The 16,760-nt window shown below is 71.6% G+C and carries 12 protein-coding genes; 8 read left to right on the top strand and 4 right to left on the bottom strand.

What is annotated here, in order from left to right:
- Positions 1-34 precede the first annotated feature (34 nt).
- The 3 genes from ACWCRD_RS18120 (at position 35) to ACWCRD_RS18110 (ending at position 5,353) form a co-directional block, all read left to right on the top strand.
- Complete coding sequence (locus ACWCRD_RS18120; protein ID WP_450966808.1) at positions 35-2,275, top strand: tetratricopeptide repeat protein; 2,241 nt, start codon at positions 35-37, stop codon at positions 2,273-2,275.
- A gap of 730 nt (positions 2,276-3,005) precedes the next feature.
- Positions 3,006-4,574, top strand: a complete 1,569-nt coding sequence (locus tag ACWCRD_RS18115; RefSeq protein ID WP_450966807.1) for a phytoene desaturase family protein — start codon at positions 3,006-3,008, stop codon at positions 4,572-4,574.
- On the top strand, positions 4,571-5,353 hold the full coding sequence (locus tag ACWCRD_RS18110; RefSeq protein WP_450966806.1) for a class I SAM-dependent methyltransferase: 783 nt from the start codon (positions 4,571-4,573) through the stop codon (positions 5,351-5,353). Before ACWCRD_RS18115 ends, ACWCRD_RS18110 begins: the two co-directional genes overlap by 4 nt.
- 133 nt (positions 5,354-5,486) lie before the next feature.
- On the opposite strand, the gene ACWCRD_RS18105 is transcribed toward ACWCRD_RS18110, so the two are convergent.
- Positions 5,487-6,200, bottom strand: a complete 714-nt coding sequence (locus tag ACWCRD_RS18105; RefSeq protein WP_450966805.1) for an SDR family oxidoreductase — start codon at positions 6,198-6,200, stop codon at positions 5,487-5,489.
- A gap of 172 nt (positions 6,201-6,372) precedes the next feature.
- On the opposite strand from ACWCRD_RS18105, the gene ACWCRD_RS18100 reads away from it, so the two are divergent.
- Together ACWCRD_RS18100 and ACWCRD_RS18095 are read left to right on the top strand one after the other, a co-directional pair.
- Complete coding sequence (locus tag ACWCRD_RS18100) at positions 6,373-6,981, top strand: TetR/AcrR family transcriptional regulator (protein WP_450966804.1); 609 nt, start codon at positions 6,373-6,375, stop codon at positions 6,979-6,981.
- 431 nt (positions 6,982-7,412) lie between these two features.
- Positions 7,413-8,537: a glycoside hydrolase family 16 protein gene (locus tag ACWCRD_RS18095; RefSeq protein WP_450966803.1), complete on the top strand. Its 1,125-nt coding sequence runs from the start codon at positions 7,413-7,415 to the stop codon at positions 8,535-8,537.
- On the opposite strand, the gene ACWCRD_RS18090 is transcribed toward ACWCRD_RS18095, so the two are convergent.
- Both ACWCRD_RS18090 and ACWCRD_RS18085 read right to left on the bottom strand, forming a co-directional pair.
- A complete protein-coding gene (locus ACWCRD_RS18090) occupies positions 8,538-8,987 on the bottom strand; it encodes a hypothetical protein (protein ID WP_450966802.1) in 450 nt (149 codons plus the stop codon).
- Between the two features lie 90 nt (positions 8,988-9,077).
- Entirely contained in the window at positions 9,078-10,832 is a 1,755-nt protein-coding gene (locus ACWCRD_RS18085; RefSeq protein ID WP_450967019.1) for a serine hydrolase, read from the bottom strand.
- Between the two features lie 158 nt (positions 10,833-10,990).
- On the opposite strand from ACWCRD_RS18085, the gene ACWCRD_RS18080 reads away from it, so the two are divergent.
- From ACWCRD_RS18080 to ACWCRD_RS18070, 3 genes are all read left to right on the top strand, one after another.
- On the top strand, positions 10,991-12,100 hold the full coding sequence (locus ACWCRD_RS18080; protein WP_450966801.1) for an NAD(P)H-dependent flavin oxidoreductase: 1,110 nt from the start codon (positions 10,991-10,993) through the stop codon (positions 12,098-12,100).
- Positions 12,097-13,650 carry an acyl-CoA synthetase gene (locus ACWCRD_RS18075; protein WP_450966800.1) on the top strand — a complete coding sequence of 518 codons (1,554 nt, stop codon included), beginning with the start codon at positions 12,097-12,099 and terminating at the stop codon, positions 13,648-13,650. The genes ACWCRD_RS18080 and ACWCRD_RS18075 overlap by 4 nt, the downstream gene beginning before the upstream one ends.
- Before the next feature lie 97 nt (positions 13,651-13,747).
- The gene (locus ACWCRD_RS18070) at positions 13,748-13,954 is read left to right on the top strand and encodes a hypothetical protein (RefSeq protein ID WP_450966799.1); all 207 of its coding nucleotides are present in this window, start codon (positions 13,748-13,750) and stop codon (positions 13,952-13,954) included.
- A 344-nt stretch (positions 13,955-14,298) separates the two neighbouring features.
- Here ACWCRD_RS18070 and ACWCRD_RS18065 read toward each other — a convergent pair whose 3' ends face one another.
- Complete coding sequence (locus ACWCRD_RS18065) at positions 14,299-16,707, bottom strand: penicillin acylase family protein (RefSeq protein ID WP_450966798.1); 2,409 nt, start codon at positions 16,705-16,707, stop codon at positions 14,299-14,301.
- Between the last annotated feature and the right edge of the window lie 53 nt (positions 16,708-16,760).

Genomic DNA, 16,760 nt, shown 5'->3' with positions numbered 1-16,760 from the left:
GCGGGACGAGAAGTTACGGGGGCGATCGCAGCAGATGGGGGACAGCAGGCTGATCCAGGGCCGGTACCGGCTGCTCGACCTGATCGGGCGGGGCGGCATGGGCGAGGTGTGGCGATCGCGCGACGAGTCGCTGGGCCGGCATGTCGCCGTGAAGTGCCTCAAGCCCCTCGGTCCGCACCACGACCAGTCCTTCACCCGGGTCCTCAGGGAACGCTTCCGCCGTGAGGCCCGCGTCGCCGCAGCCCTCCAGCACCGCGGGATCACCGTCGTGCACGACTTCGGGGAGTACGACGGCATCCTCTACCTGGTGATGGAACTCCTGGAGGGCCGCAACCTCTCCCAGCTCCTGGAGGACAACAAGCACCACCCGCTGCCGGTCGGCGACGTCGTCGAGATCGCCGACCAGGTCGCCTCCGCCCTCGCCTACACCCACCAGCAGGGCATCGTCCACCGCGACCTGAAACCCGCCAACATCATGCGGCTGGCCGACGGCACGGTGAAGATCTGCGACTTCGGCATCGCCCGCCTCGGCCACGACATCGGCTTCACCTCGCGGCTGACCGGCACCGGCATCGCCATGGGCACCCCGCACTACATGTCGCCCGAGCAGATCGGCGGCTCGGAGGTCGACCAGCGCAGCGACCTGTACTCGCTGGGCTGCGTTCTGTACGAGATCGCCACCGGGGCCCCGCCGTTCGACCTCGACGACGCCTGGGCGATCCTCGTCGGCCACCGCGACACCCCGCCGCGGCCGCCGCGCAGCCGGCGGGCCGAGCTCCCCGAATACCTCGAGAAGATCATCCTGGACCTGCTGGCCAAACTCCCCGAGCAACGCCCGCACGACGCCCGTGAGTTGGGCCGACGTATCACTGCCGGCCGTACGACACCGGCGTACGTACCGACCGTCGTGACCCCTCAGCCGGTGTTCCGACCGCCGGAGCAGGTCCCTTCCCGCGAGCCCCGCCTGCCCTCCTGGACGCGCGGCATGACCACCGGCCACAAGGCCACCGGCACCGGCCTCGGCACCGCGCCTCCGGACGCCGGAGCGGGTCTCACCGGCGAATGGATTCCCCGGCCCGCGGGCGGTCGGAGCGAGGACCCCGCTCCCGGCCGGCCTCCCGCCCCCTCCGCGCAGGCACTCGCCGCCCTGGCCGGACGGCACAACGCCGGGCTCAGCCTGGGACGCCTCGGCCGCTGGGCGGAGGCCGGCGAGGTGCACCGCGCGGTCGCCGCCGAACGCGCCCACCTGCTCGGCCCCGACCACCCCGACACCCTCGCCAGCCGCTACGAGGTCGCCTTCACCCTCAGCCGCGCCGGACGCGCCGCCGACGCCCTGCAGGAGTACAAGTTCGTGGCCGCCGCGCGAACCCGCGCCCTGGGCGCCGACCACCCCGACACGCTCGCCGCCCGCCAGGAAATGGCCTACGTGCTGGGCCAGTTGGGCCGCCACTTCGACGCCCATCAGGTGTACACCGCCGTGCTCGCCGCACGGGAGCGCGGCATGGGCCCCGACCACCCCGACACCCTGCGCTGCCGCCACAACCTCGCCTTCAACCTCTCCCGCCTCGGCCGCCTGGAGGACTCGTACCGCATGGCCTGCGAGGTGGCCGCCGCCCGCGCCCGCGTGCTCGGCCCCGAGCACCCCGACACCCTCGTCACCCGCTACGAAGTCGCCTACGCACTCGGCCAGTTGGGCCGCTGGCCGGAGGCCCTGCAGACCTACCGCGAGGTCGCCGAGGCCCGCGCCCGGGCCCTCGGACCCGACCACGCCGACACCCTCGCCGCCCGCTACGAGGTCGGCATCAGCCTCGGCCGCCTGGGCCGCAGCGCCGAGGCACTCACCCTCTACCGCGACCTGATCGACGACCGCACCCGCGTCCAGGGCCCCACCCACCCCGAGACCCTGCGCGCCCGCCACGGACTCGGCGTCAACCTCGGTCGCCTCGGCCGCTGGGAGGAGGCCCTCGCCGAGTCCCGCGACGTCTGCGCGATCCGCGAACGCGTCCTTGCCCCCGAGCACCCCGACACCCTGGTCAGCCGCCGCGAGGTCGCCGTCGGCCTCGGCTGGCTGGGCCGCTGGTCCGACGCCCTCACCGAATACCGCCGCGTGGCCGCCGCCCGCGAACGCGTCCTCGGCCCCGACCACCCCGACACCCTCGCCAGCCGCAACGACGAGGCCCACTGCCTGGAACAACTCGGCCGCGGCGCCGAGGCCGTCGACCTGTACCGCCGGGTGGCGGCACTGCGCCAGCAGCGGGCGTCGGGCGGGCGCTGACGGGGGCGGGGTCTTCGTGGCTGGTTGTCGATGGGTATCGGGGCCGCCGTGCGCCTTGGCCGGCCGGGTCGGGGCGCGGTGGGTGGGCCGTGCACCGTGGTGTGGCTGCCGCCCGCGGAGGTGTCCGGGGGCCCGGCCGCCTAGCCGGCGGCAACGATGTTGCCGGCCACCTGGAGCAGCTTGGCCGCGGCGCGGAGGCCGTCGACCTGTATCGCCGGGTGGCGGTACTTCGTCGCCAGCGCACGTCCGGTGGGCGCTGACGGGGGCGGTGGGTGGTCGGGAACCGTGGTGTGGCTGCGGCCCGCGGACGTGTCCGGGGGGCCGGCCGCCTCGCACGCTCGTCGGCCGCGACGAGGTGACCCGCTGTCTGGAGCAGGTCCGTCGGGGTGTGGTACTGCGCCAGCAGCGGGCGTCGGGCGGGCGTTGACGCGCGTGGGGAGCTCCGCTGCCGGTTGTTGACCGGCGCCTCGGTCGGCCGGAGTCGCGGGCCGATGGGTGGGCCGTGGTGGTGTGGCTGCCGCTCGCGAACATGCCCAGCGCCCGGCCGCCCCGCACGTTCGCCGCCCCAACGACGTGGCCCCCCTGCCTGGAGCCGCGCGGCCGCGGCGCCGACCCCGTCGAGCTGTGCCGCCGGGTGGCGGTACCGCGTCGGCAGCGCGCCGCCGGCGGGCGCTGACCCCGTCGCCGTATACCTCTGGCCGCTGACGATCATCGCGTGTTACCAAGAACCATGGCTGCACACGAGGGACACCGGACATACGACGCCGTGATCGTCGGCGGGGGTCACAACGGACTGGTCGCCGCCGCCTACCTGGCCCGGGCCGGACGGTCCGTGCTGGTTCTGGAGCGGCTGGACCACACCGGAGGCGCCGCGGTCTCCACCCGCCCCTTCGCCGGCGTCGACGCGCGGCTGTCGCGCTACTCCTACCTGGTCAGCCTGCTGCCGAAGAAGATCGTGCGCGACCTCGACCTCGACTTCCGCATCCGCGCCCGGACCATCTCCTCGTACACCCCCGTGGAACGGGACGGCCGCCCCACCGGACTTTTGGTCGGCGGCGGCGAGAGGCGCACCCGGGAGGCCTTCGCCAAGCTCACCGGCTCCGGCCGCGAGTACGAGGCCTGGCAGCGCTTCTACGGCATGACCGGCCGCGTCGCCGAGCGGGTCTTCCCGACCCTCACCGAACCGCTGCCCACCCGCGACGAACTGCGCCGCCGCATCGACGACGAGGAGGCCTGGCGCACGCTCTTCGAGGAGCCCATCGGCACCGCGGTCGAGGACCGCTTCGCCGACGACCTCGTGCGGGGCGTCGTCCTCACCGACGCCCTCATCGGCACCTTCGCCGACGCCCATGACTCTTCATTGGCTCAGAACCGCTGCTTCCTCTACCACGTGATCGGCGGCGGCACCGGCGCCTGGGACGTTCCCGTCGGCGGCATGGGCGCCCTGACCGACGCCCTGGCCACCGCGGCCCGGGACGCGGGCGCCGTCATCGCCACCGGCCACGAGGCCGTACGCATCGACACCGACGGCCGAACCGCCGAGATCACCTACCGCACGGCGGACGGGGAAGGCGTCGCAGCCGCCCGCCACGTCCTGGTGGGTGCCTCCCCGCAGGCCCTCGCCGAGCTGACCGGCGACACGCCCCCGGCCCCCGCCGAGGGCGCCCAGCTCAAGGTGAACATGCTCCTCAAGCGGCTGCCGAGGCTGCGCGACAGCTCCGTCGACCCGCGGGAGGCGTTCTCCGGCACCTTCCACATCGGCGAGGGCTACCAGCAACTCGCCGCCGCCCACGCCCAGGCCGCCTCCGGCCGGCTCCCCGCCGCGCCGCCCTCCGAGATCTACTGCCACTCCCTCACCGACCCGACGATCCTCGGCCCCGCCCTCGTCGAGCGGGGCTACCAGACCCTCACCCTCTTCGGCCTGCACACACCCGCCCGGCTCTTCGAACACGACAACGACGCCGTACGCGAAGAACTCCTGAAGTCCACCCTCGCGCAGCTCGACGCCCACCTCGCCGAGCCGCTCGCCGACTGCCTGGCGACCGACGCGGACGGCCGCCCCTGCATCGAGGCGAAGACCCCGCTCGACCTGGAGCGCGACCTGCGCCTGCCCGGCGGCAACATCTTCCACCGCGAACTCGCCTGGCCCTACGCTCAGGACGGCACCGGTCGCTGGGGCGTGGAGACCCGGCACGCGAACGTGCTGCTGTGCGGGGCGGGCGCGGTGCGGGGCGGGGGAGTGAGCGGAGTGCCGGGGCACAACGCGGCGATGGCAGTGCTGGAGGCATCGGGCAAGTGAAGGACTCGGCACAGGACTTCTACGACTCACTCGCCGCCGACTACCACCGCATCTTCCCGGACTGGGATGCGAGCATGACCCGCCAGGCCGCGGTCCTGGGCGCTCTCGTGCGCAGGGAACTCGGCGCCGAACCGCACCGGTTGCTCGACTGCGCCTGCGGTATCGGCACCCAGGCGATCGGGCTCGCACGCGCCGGACGTCAGGTCGTCGGCAGCGACCTGAGCCCCGTCGCCGCCGCGCGGGCCGCGGTCGAGGCCGCGGCCCGCGGCGTCGCCCTGCCCGCCCTGGCGGCGGACATGCGCCAACTCCCTTTCGCGCCGGGCGCCTTCGACGTGGTCGTGTGCGCCGACAACTCGCTCGCCCACCTGCTGTCGGCGCGGGACGTGGCGGCGGCCCTGCGCGAGATGCGGCGGGTGCTGACCCACGACGGCCTGCTCCTGCTCACACTCCGGGACTACGACGACCTCCGCCGAACCCGGCCCGCCTGCACACCGCCCCAGGTCACGCACGGCTCGGACGGCCGGTCGATCACCTTCCAGCTGTGGCACTGGCACGACGACGGCGAACGTTACGACCAGGAGTACTTCCAGCTCGTGCCGGAAGGAGGAGGCTGGGAGGTGCGGGTCCGCCGCATCACCTCCTGGGCCCTCACTCGCAGCGAGGTGACCCAAGCCGCGACCGCGGCCGGGTTCACCGACGTCACCTGGCACATGCCGGACAGCAGTGGTTTCTACCAACCCGTGCTGACTGCAAGGGCGTCGGCACCGAAGCCCCGCTGATCAACCGGGTCGGCCGGCGGTCACCCACACGGTCGCGCTCCCCGACGATCTCCGCCCCCGCTTGTGCCGCCGGTACGCGCGGGGGCAAGGCGTCGGGCCAACGGGAGCGGCCACCCGGGCGTGGATCTGCTCGTCAGGGGCGGGCGTGAACGCCGATGCCGCCGGAGACGGTCAGATTGTCGCCGGTGATGTAGCCGGCGGCGTCCGAGGCGAGGAAGGCCACGGCTTCGGCGATGTCGGCGGGAGCACCGACGCGGCCGAGCGGGACGTCCCGAGCCCAGGAGCCGATCATTTCCTGGGAGACACCCATCTTGCCGTAGGCAGGGGTGTCGATCAGTCCTGGGCTGACGGCGTTGACACGGATACGGCGGGGGGCGAGTTCGAGCGCGAGGGACCGTATGAGGGGCAACAGTGCTCCCTTGGCGGCTGTCATGGCGGCTCCGACCCCCTCACCGGCGCCCACGGTGATCACGACCGAGGCGCCCTCGCCGAGGAGTGGGAGTGCCTTTTGCAGTGTGAAGAAGGTGCCCTTGACGTTGATGTCGAAGAGGGCGTCGAAGGCGTCTTCGTCAGTTGACTCGATCGGGCCGGGGCGGGAGATGCCCGCGTTGAGGAAGAGCAGGTCAAGGGAGCCCAAGTGTCGGCGTGCCTGGGCCATTGCACGGTCGATGTCAGGCAGGGACCGTGCATCGGCCCGGACGACCAGGACTCCTTCGGGAAGTTCGGCGGTGGCGACATTGCCGACGCCGGTGACCATGACGCGGTAGCCGCGGGAGTGGAGCAGTTCAGCGGTCGCCTTGCCGATACCGCTGGTTCCGCCGGTGATCAAGGCTGCAGGTGCAGACATGGTGCGTTCCTTTGCGTGCTCCGGGGAGGTAGGGGTGGTCGCCGAGCGGTCCGGCCCGTGGAGCCTCGGCCCCGTGCTCCGACGACCATGTTTGGCAGCGTACGCCTATCTGGCAGTGACTGCCAGACCTCATGTGAGCGCCAACCTGGCAGCGCTGGGCTAGCCTGGTGTGGTGAAGCAGGAAGCCAGGACAACGACGGACGCACCGGCCACGCTGTGGGACCGGACACGGCAGCTGGCCTCCCAGGAGATCCTTGAGACGGCTCTGCGCCTGTTCACCGAGCAGGGCTACGACGAGACGACCATCGCTCAGATCGCCCGAGAGGCCGGCGTCTCCCAGCGAACCCTCTTTCGCTACTTCGGCACCAAGGAAGACCTTCTCGGCGGCGACCAGGACCGGTTCGGGCAGGTCCTGACGGACACGATCAGCGAACAGCCCGCCGAAGTCGGCGTCTGGGAGGCGCTGCGCGCAGGGATCGCGGCTGTGCTGTCACTGCACGACAGTCGCGAGCAGGCCCTGGAGCGGTTCCGCCTCCTGCACAACACCGCCTCGCTGCGTGCCGGTTGGCTCGAAAAGCGGCTGCGGTTCCAGGAGGACCTGGTGCCGCTCGTCGAGGTGCGCATGGACGCCGCCGGCGGCAGCGCGGATGCGAGGGCCCGCGCGATGATCGCGACGGCGTTCGCGTGCCTCGATGCCGCATCGATGACGTGGGTCGCGAACGAGGGCAAGGGCGACATCATGGACCTGTACGACGAGTGCCTGGCCGCAGTGCGGGGCTGACCCCCGGCGACCAGCCGGCCGGGAAACGTTGGACCGACGGCACCAAGTCATCGGCGTGACCCCTATCACCATCGGCGCTGAGACGGGTCAGCACCCCGGGTGATGGTTTCCGACCCCAGTACAAGGTAATGCTCCGCCCCCCGAGGCCGGGCGTTCCGGCTCCGGTCGGCGGCGCGGTGACCACGGCGGCGGCGGGCTTGGCGCTTCGCCGGGTCAGGCAGTGCCGACCGGCGGCGGGACTGCCGGCCCTGACGCGCTGTTGATCATGAGTGTGTGAGTGAGATCTCGTTGTCCGTGGACAGCGGATCTGCCTAGTCTCCGGGGGTCCGTCCCGGACGGCCTTCGCCGCCGGAACGCCGCGGCTTGCGGGACACGACAGCGGTCCGCCCAGGACAGCTCACCTCGCAGGCGCTTTTGAGAAAGCCCCCACTATGCGCCACTCCCTCTCCCCTGCCCGCCTGGGCATAGCCGGAGCAGCAGCCGCGCTGTTGCTCCTGCCGTTCGCTCCCCAGGCCTTCGCGGCCCCCTCCGTCACCCAGGACAGCCTGACGCCGTCCACCATGACCGCGGGCGTCGCCGCGTCGGCCAAGCTGACCGTGCACTCCTCCAGCTGCTTCACGGCCAAGACCCTCGGTGTCGGCGTCCGGGACGCGGCCGGGAAGAACCTGGACTTCCCAGGTAACGCCTCGAATGTCCGAATATGCCCGAGCGGTGCGAAGTTCACCAGCGGCTCGCGCACCCTGCTGGCAGGCACGTACACGATCTTCGGCTTCTGGCAGGAGTCCGGCGGAGCCTGGCACAACCTGCCCTCGCACAAGCTGACTGTCAACAAAGCCTCGACCGCCACGTCGAGCAGCAGTGGCTCACCGGTCTCCGGCCAGTCCCTGGTCTGGTCCGACGACTTCTCGGACAGCATCGCCTGGGGTTCGAAGTGGGTCGGCGACAGCAGCTCGTCCTACGCCTACGGCAACCACAACCCGGACGACAACAAGCTCGACTGGCTGGACCAGAGCAAGGTCACCACCTCGGGCGGTGTCGCGACCTTCACCGCCCAGCCCTCCTCGCACACGCTGGAGAACGGCAAGCAGGCCTGGGACACGGGCCTGCTCACCACCGAGGGCTCCAGCGGCGGCTTCCAGGTGAAGACCGGTGACTACGCCGAGACCCGGGTCAAGATGCCCTCCGGCTCCGGCGCCTGGCCCGCCCTGTGGACCTGGAAGGACGGCAACGGCGAGATCGACTCCTTCGAGTACCACCCGGACAACCCGAACCTGCTGGAGCTGACCAACCACGTCACTTCCGGCTCCAAGTACTACACCGACTCCGCCGCGGTCGCGCCCGGCCAGTGGGTCACCATCGGCACGCACTACGGTGCGAACTCGGTGGACTGGTACGTCAACGGCAAGAAGGTCTACTCCGACGGCCACGGCGTGGGCAGCAACTTCACCGCGTATCTGATCCTCAACCTGTCGGTCGGTGCCGGCGAGTACCACCCCGCACCCTCCGGCTCGACGCCGCTGACCATGCAGGCGGACTATGTGAAGGTCTACCGCTGATCAGCAGTCGACGGACAGGGTGAACGGCGTACGGTCGTTGCGCGGATCGCGGTCGTCGACGCTCACCACCTGGACGTGCCCCTCGGCCTTGGTGCCGGGGGGCACATCCGCGTCCACCCGGACCGTCACCAGCGCGGTGGCCGTCCGCAGCCGCGCCAGACCCGCCCCGAAGGTGCAGCGCACCAGGCGTCCCCGGGCCTCGGCACGGCACTCCTCGGGGAAGTAGGGCCCCTGAGCGGTGAAGCCCGCCGGCAGCCGCACGACCACGGTGAACGGCGACGCGGTCTGCTCCGGCCCCTGGTTGGCCACGAAGGCGTGCACCACGGTACGGCCGCCGGGTGCCGCGGCGGCCGGGTCGAGCCGGACCACCTCCAGGTCGGAGTTCGAGGGCGCGGTCGCCAGAGCGGACACGCACATCACCGCCACGCCCACCACGAGGGCGGTCGCCACCCCTCTGACCATCCGACGCCTCCCACGTTCCGTGCGCTGATCACCACTCACGGTAGCGGGGTGATGTGGGATTCCCCGTGAGGGGCGCCGTCAGTCGGCCGACTCCACCCACCCCGCCGCGACGATCCGTGCCGAGTCCGCGGGACGCGCCCCGTCGAACAGGACGGTGTCCGGCGTCTCGACGCGGATTCCGTCGACGTATGCACCGCGGCCGACATAGAGCTGGTCGGTCGTGTACCGCCAGCGCAGGGTCAGCTGTGTGTGCGCCGGGAGATCGGCTGCCAGGCGGTGCCAGACGCGGCCCGACCAGCCGGTGACCGAGCCCGACGGGTGCTCCTGCGGCTCCTCGCCGGAGCGCCCGGTCGTGAAGGGGAGCGGCTGCCAGGTCGTGCCGCCGTCCGTCGTGGCCTCCAGGGCGAGGACGTCCGATGCGGGTTCGGTGTCCCACCACAGGGCGGAGGTCAGCCGTACCCCGCCGTCCGTCGCGTCGAGCTGGGGCAGGGTGAGCGTGGCGGTCGTGGCGTTCGCCATGCCCGAGAACCATGCCGTACGTCCGTGCGCCAGGCGTACCGGTACGGCGCGTGCCAGGTTGTTGCCTGCGGCGACCCGGGGAGCGGATCCCGAACGCCAGGTGCGCACCGGGTGAACCGAGTTGCCGAGCAGGACGAGGAAGGAGTCGGTGGTCGGGTCGAGCACCAGGGAGGTGCCGGTGAAACCGGTGTGCCCGGCGGTGCGTGGGGTGGCCATGGCGCCCATGTACGAGTGCTGGTAGAGCTCGAACCCGAGGCCGTGCTCGTGGCCGGGAAACGCGGTGTTGAAGTCGGTGAACATCAGCTCCACGGACTCCGGCCGCAGGATGCGCGCCCGGCCGTAGCAGCCGCCGTTGAGCAGCGTCCGGCCGAGCACGGCCAGGTCCCAGGCGCAGGAGAACACCCCGGCGTGTCCGGCGACCCCACCGAGGCTGTAGGCGTTCTCGTCGTGCACCTCGCCCCACACGAGCCCCCGCTCAAGACCGGACCACGGTCCGCGCTCGTCCTCCGTGGCCGCGATCTTCGGCTTCCAGGAGGCGGGCGGGTTGTAGCGGGTGCGGTCGAGGCCGAGCGGCCCTGTGATCTCGTCGCGCAGGAGGGTGTCGAGCGTGCGGCCGGTGATCCTCTCCAGGACCAACTGGAGCGAGATCAGATTCAGATCGGAGTAGAGGTACTTGGTGCCGGGCGGATTGATCGGGGCCTCGTCGAAGACGAGCTGAAGTCGCGCCTCGTGCGTCGGCGCCTTGTACAGCGGGATCCAGTCACGGAACCCCGAGGTGTGGGTGAGGAGCTGCCGGATCGTGATGTCCTGCTTGCCCGCCGCGCCGAACTCCGGGAGGTACGAGGCGACCGTCCCCTCCAGCTCCAGAGCGCCCCCTTCCAGCTGCTGCACCGCCAGCAGCGAGGTGAACAGCTTGGAGACCGAGGCAAGGTCGAAGACGGTGTCCTCGGCCATGGGGATCTGCCGGTCGGGCGGGAACTCGATGCCGGTGTCGGTCTTCTCGTCGTACGCCGCATAGCGCACCGCCATCCCGATGGGCCGGTGCAGTGCCACGGTGCCGCCCCGCCCGGCGAGCAGCACGGCGCCCGCGTACCAGGGGTGCTTGGGGGAGGGGCCGAGGAACGCCTCCGCGTCTACGACCAGTTGACGCAGGTGGGAGGGGAGCAACCCGGCACGTTCCGGGCTGCCGTGGCGCAGCGTGGGGTGGTGCCTGGAGTCCGTGGCCGCCGCGGCCGGCCCCGCGGGGAAAGGGGCGATGGCGAGGGCGCCGCCCATGGCCAGGGCTGCTCGTCCGATCTGGCGACGCGTGGGCATCCGGCGGTCGCTCGCGTCTCTTTCCGCTGCGTCGTCGGTCACCCGGGAAACACTCGTGTCGGTTGTGGAGCATGTCAACAAGGCCTGCCGTGCAATAAATCTGACGGTGTATCAGAAAAGCTCTTCCGTCGGCCGGAGGACTGCGGCATTCTGCGCCCATGCAGACGGAGCTGAGCAAGAAACTGGGAGTCGAGCACGCCATTTTCGGCTTCACGCCGTTCCCCGCCGTCGCCGCGGCCATCAGCCGGGCCGGCGGGTTCGGAGTGCTCGGCGCGGTCCGCTACACCGCCCCCGACGAGCTCAAGCGCGACCTCGACTGGCTCGAGGCCCACGTCGACGGCAGGCCGTACGGCCTCGATGTCGTCATGCCCGCCAAGAAGGTGGAGGGCGTGACCGAGGCGGACGTCGAGGCGATGATCCCCGAGGGGCACCGGCAGTATGTGAAGGACACCCTCGCCAAGTACGGCGTCCCGGAGCTGGCGGAGGGCGAGGCATCCGGCTGGCGCATCACGGGATGGATGGAGCAGGTCGCTCGCAATCAGCTCGACGTCGCCTTCGACTATCCGATCCGGCTGCTCGCCAACGCCCTCGGATCCCCACCCGCCGACGTGGTCGCCCGTGCCCACGAGCGGAACGTGCTCGTCGCGGCCCTGGCGGGCAGCGCCCGGCACGCCGTCAAGCACCAGGAAGCCGGCATCGACATCGTCGTCGCGCAGGGCTACGAGGCCGGCGGCCACACCGGCGAGATCGCTTCCATGGTGCTCACCCCGGAGGTCGTCGACGCCGTCGATCCACTGCCCGTCCTCGCGGCCGGCGGCATCGGCAGCGGGCAGCAGGTGGCCGCCGCGCTCGCCCTCGGCGCCCAGGGCGTGTGGCTGGGTTCCCTGTGGCTGACCTGCACCGAGGCCGACCTCTCCTCGCCCGCGGTGACGCGGAAACTCCTCGCTGCCGGCTCCGGCGACACCGTCCGCTCCCGCGCGCTGACCGGGAAGCCCGCACGCCAGCTCCGTACCGAATGGACCGACGCGTGGGACGACCCGGCGGGACCCGGCACCCTCCCCATGCCCCTGCAGGGCCTGTTGGTCGCCGAGGCCCTCACCCGCATCCAGAAGTACGAGGTCGAACCCCTGCTCGGCACCCCGGTCGGCCAGATCGTCGGCCGCATGAAGAGCGAACGCACCGTTCAGGCCGTCTTCGACGACCTCACCCGTGGCTTCGAGCAGGCCGTGGACCGCATCAACCGCATCGCCGGAAGGAGCGGCAAGTGACGAGTACGCCCCCCGCCGGATTCTGGGCCCAGGCCGCCGCCGATCCCGACCGCACGGTCCTCGTCGCACCTGACGGAGAGCAGTGGACCGCGGGACGTCTGCACGCCGCCGCCAACCGTCTGGTGCACGGCCTGCGCGCCGCCGGACTGGAACGCGGCGACGCCTTCGCGGTCGTGCTGCCCAACGGCATCGAGTTCTTCACCGCGTATCTGGCCGCCAGCCAGGCCGGTTTCTATCTCGTCCCGGTCAACCACCACTTCGTCGGCCCGGAGATCGGCTGGATCGTCGCCGACTCCGGCGCCAAGGTGCTCATCTCCCACGAACGGTTCGCGGGGCCCGCGCGTCACGCCGCCGAGGAGGCCGGGCTGCCGGCCACCCACCGGTACGCCGTCGGCACGGTCGAGGGCTTCCGCCCGTACGCCGAACTCCTCGACGGGCAACCGGAGTCGCCGCCCTTTGACCGCGAGCTCGGCTGGGTCATGAACTACACGTCGGGCACCACCGGCCGCCCCCGTGGCATCCGCCGCCCGCTCCCCGGCAAGGCCCCCGAGGAGGCCTATCTCGGCGGCTTCCTCGGCATCTTCGGCATCAAGCCGTACGACGACAACGTCCACCTCGTCTGCTCCCCGCTCTACCACACGGCCGTACTCCAGTTCGCGGGCGCGTCCCTGCACATCGGCCACCGTCTCGTCCTGATGGACAAGTGGACGCCCGAGGAGATGCTCCGGCTGATCGACCGGGAGAAGTGCACGCACACCCACATGGTCCCGACCCAGTTCCACCGCCTGCTCGCGCTGCCGGAGGACGTGCGTCGCTCGTACGACGTCTCGTCCATGCGGCACGCCATCCACGGCGCCGCTCCCTGCCCGGACCATGTGAAGCGGGCGATGATCGACTGGTGGGGCCACAGCGTGGAGGAGTACTACGCGGCCAGCGAGGGCGGTGGTGCCTTCGCCACCGCCGAGGACTGGCTGAAGAAGCCCGGGACCGTCGGCAAGGCCTGGCCCATCAGTGAACTCGCCGTCTTCGACGACGAGGGAAACCGGCTGCCGCCCGGCGAACTCGGCACGGTCTACATGAAGATGCACACCGGCGGCTTCGCCTACCACAAGGACGAGGCCAAGACGAAGAAGAACCGCATCGGCGACTACTTCACCGTCGGTGACCTCGGCTACCTCGACGAGGACGGCTACCTCTTCCTCCGCGACCGCAAGATCGACATGATCATCTCGGGCGGGGTCAACATCTACCCGGCCGAGATCGAGTCGGCCCTGCTCGCCCACCCCGCCGTCGCCGACGCCGCCGTCTTCGGCATCCCGCACGACGACTGGGGCGAGGAGGTCAAGGCGGTCGTCGAACCGGCCCCCGGCCACGAGCCGGGCCCCGCGCTGGCCGCCTCGGTCCTCGACCACTGCGCCGAGCAACTCGCCGGTTACAAGCGACCCAAGAGCGTCGACTTCATCACCGAGATGCCCCGCGACCCCAACGGGAAGCTGTACAAGCGGCGGCTGCGCGACCCGTACTGGGAGGGACGCACCCGTCCCGTGTGACCCCGGGGAACGACCGGTGGCGGACGCACCGAACGCGACGCGGAGCCGACGCGTCACAGGAACGGCACCGCGTTCGTCACCGTCAGCCCCGGGGGCCATGCGCAGGCACACCGGACGCGCCGTCGGTTGCGGCATCGAGCAGGCCGCCGGTCACGCCGGCTCGCGGGTCCGGGCTCGTGCGGTCTCCGACGCCGGGCACGGTTCCCGGGCCGCGGAGGTGTGGGCGAAGGGCTACCGCCCCGTGGGCGATGTGATCCAGCTGCCCGACGGCGGCTTCCGCACCGAGGCGGGCCAACGCACGTAATGGGCGATCAGTCTCCGAGCGACGAACTGCGGCCGATCCAGGGGCTGGTGGGGGTGGGCGATGACGGCCGGACCGTCACCGTGCGCATCGCGCACGGCACCTGCGACGACGGTCCCGCAGTGGACGTACCGGAGACACACGACAGCGTCGTGCTGTCCGCGTCGATCGTCGGGACCAAGGACGGTCCCTGCACTGAACAGTTGCTGGGCGAGGAGGAGACGGTGAAACTGGGCCGGCCGCTGGGCGAGCGGATCCTCCTGGACGCGTTCACGGGTGGGGCGGTGCCTCCGGGGGCGTGGGCTGGACCCTGTCCCGCGCGGGATGCGCGGGACAGGGCTGCGGGGTCAGCGGTGCTCGCTGACCCGGAGCACCCGCAGTGCGGGCGAGGACAGGATGTCCTTCTCGCAGAAACGGGCCGTCACCCACTTCTCAGCGGACAGCAGCCGGGTCTGGTCGCTGTAGTGCGGCGAGTTCGGGTTCGACGACTGGGAGTACGTCAGCAGGGTGCGCGCCACCGGGCAGCCGCTGCCGTCCCAGCCGACGGCCTGCAGATGGCTGGAGCCGAACGGCACCTGCGTGTACGCCCCGCTCGCCGCGTCCCACGTCGGCTCGACCACGTTCCACACGCCGAGCCTGTTCGAGCCGCCTGGTATCGCGAGGCGTTCGCCGCCTCGTACGACGTACTGGTGGTCACCGAGCCGGGCGTCCAGCGGCGTACCCGAGTCGCGCAGTTCCGCCACCGTGTCGGCGAGGGCCGTGGCGAAGCCGGGCACGGCGGTGTCGAGCGTGTTCGGCGTGTGGACCGGGTCCGCGGCCGAGAACGGCACCTTCCAAAGCCGGCCCGCGGGCACCGCGGCGGTCAGCCTTCGCCAGAAGCGGTCGAAGAACAGGGCGCCCCGGCTGTCGGTGTCCATGGTCCGGTCCCAGGCGGCGAGCACCTTGCAGGCCCCGCTGACGTCGATGGATTTCCCGTCGCCCGCGGTCGCCGTGCCACCGGGCAGCGCGGCACACGCCTTCGCCACGTCGGCCGCGGCCAGCGCGCCCGCGGGCGCCCGGTTCGCGAACTGCTGCTTCTGCAGGTCGCGGACGGTCAGCCCGCCGCGCTCGGCCATCGCCGCCACATCCTCGATCGCGCCCCTGGTCCGCAGCGAGCGCGGTGTCCCGACGTCGCCGAAGATCCGCTCGTAGCCCGTGAGCGGCCGGTCGGTGTTGGCCAGCCAGGCGCTGTCGTTGGAGTTCTCGGCGTACGGTGCGTCCTTGAGCGTGGGCATGCGGGCGGGCCCGAAGACGCCGGGTTGCACGGCGTCCGGGTCGCTGCCGATCGCGCAGTCGCCGCGCGAGCCGTCGAGGACCGCGAGACCCGCCTGCGGGTAGGTGAGTCTGCCGAGGTCGGTGGAGCAACGGGCCGCCAGGTCGTCGGTGATCCGGGGCAGCACCTGCGACTGGGTGTACAGGGAGTGCCCGGCGGAGTCCGCGGCGATGGTGTTCACCCACGGCAGGCCCTGATGCCGGTCCAGGGAGGTCAGCAGGTCCGCCGTGGAGCGCGCCTCGGCGAAGCCGAGCGAGGTGTCGGCGAAGCGGAAGTTGGCGGCGTTCGGGTCGTTGAGCGCGTACGCCGTCGTGGCCGTCCACGGCAGCGGCGGATCACCCTTGGGGTCGGCCACGACCGGGCCGTAACGCGTCCACCACTGGGTGCGCGTCACCGGGGCGCCGTCCTGGACCGCCACGGTCACCGTCCGCCTCGTCATCCGTTCCCGCTTGCCGTCCACCAGATAGACGGTGGGGTCGGCGGGGTCGAGGGTCAGCCGGGTCAGGCTGAACGGGACGCCGGTGGCGACGGTGTGGCTCCACGCCACACGGGAGTTGTAGCCGATCGAGACGACCGGCGAGCCGAGGAGCGAGCCGCCCGCGACGTCCAGCTCGCCCGGGATGGTCTGCTGCGACTGCCAGAAGCGGCGCCCGCCCTGCCACGGGTAGTGCGGGTTGCCCAGCAGCAGACCGCGGCCGTTCGCCGTGGTGGCGCCGCTGAAGGCGACCGCGTTGGAGCCCATGTCCGCGCTCGCGGACCGCTGGCGCACCGCCCTGATCAGGGCCTTGGCGTCGACCTCCGTGCCGGGTGCCGTGGCGCCGGTGGGAGGCTGCGCCCCGGTGATCTCGTCCACGGAGCCGCCCTGGCCGCCGAGGATCACGATGGCGTAGAAACGGGCGGCCACGTCGGTCGAGGAGATCGGCCGCACCCAGGGCTTGCCCTGGCAGGACGGGTCGGTGATCCGGTTCTGCGCCAGCCAGGCGTTGTAGCCCGCGGCGAAGCCCCGGAGCATGTCCTTCACCTGGCGGCTCGGGCCCTGGGGCGCCGGTTCCGCGAGGAGCTTCTCCACGGTCCGGGACTGTCGTACGCCCCGGAAGTACAGGTCGCTGGAGAGATTGTCGGAGGCCGACGACAGCGAGCGGTCGGTGGCCGCGTCGGGTCCGAAGTAGCGTGAGCGTTCGCCGCGCACGGTCACGAAACCGTCGGCGAGCAGGCACACCTGGTCGGCGGCCTGCGCCCAGCCGGTGCCGAATCCGAGGTCCGCGTAGTCCTTCGCGACGATGTGCGGAATTCCGTACTCGGTGTAGCGGATGACGGCGGACAGATCGCCGTGCGCGGGACGGTCCTGGCGGCTCGTGCGCTCGGCCGCGGCGGCCTGCAACGCGGACGAGGCGGTGAGTAACGCGACGGCCGCGAGAACCAGTCGTCTGAAACGGGTACGCAAGAGTGCCTCCCAAGGTCACGGGGGGGAAGGAGCGGTTGAGGGTGCGACGGGCG

The organism is Streptomyces sp. NPDC002092, assembly GCF_053593775.1.
The sequence above is the reverse complement of the archived record's forward strand: the minus strand, read 5'-3'. Positions and strand labels throughout refer to the sequence as shown.

Bases quoted from the DNA above. Each gene is read 5' to 3' on its own strand.
- ACWCRD_RS18120 (WP_450966808.1), top strand. From the start codon at position 35: ATGGGGGACAGCAGGCTGATCCAGGGCCGGTACCGGCTGCTCGACCTG.
- ACWCRD_RS18115 (WP_450966807.1), top strand. From the start codon at position 3,006: ATGGCTGCACACGAGGGACACCGGACATACGACGCCGTGATCGTCGGC.
- ACWCRD_RS18105 (WP_450966805.1), bottom strand. From the start codon at position 6,200: ATGTCTGCACCTGCAGCCTTGATCACCGGCGGAACCAGCGGTATCGGC.
- ACWCRD_RS18095 (WP_450966803.1), top strand. From the start codon at position 7,413: ATGCGCCACTCCCTCTCCCCTGCCCGCCTGGGCATAGCCGGAGCAGCA.
- ACWCRD_RS18085 (WP_450967019.1), bottom strand. From the start codon at position 10,832: ATGCCCACGCGTCGCCAGATCGGACGAGCAGCCCTGGCCATGGGCGGC.
- ACWCRD_RS18080 (WP_450966801.1), top strand. From the start codon at position 10,991: ATGCAGACGGAGCTGAGCAAGAAACTGGGAGTCGAGCACGCCATTTTC.
- ACWCRD_RS18070 (WP_450966799.1), top strand. From the start codon at position 13,748: ATGCGCAGGCACACCGGACGCGCCGTCGGTTGCGGCATCGAGCAGGCC.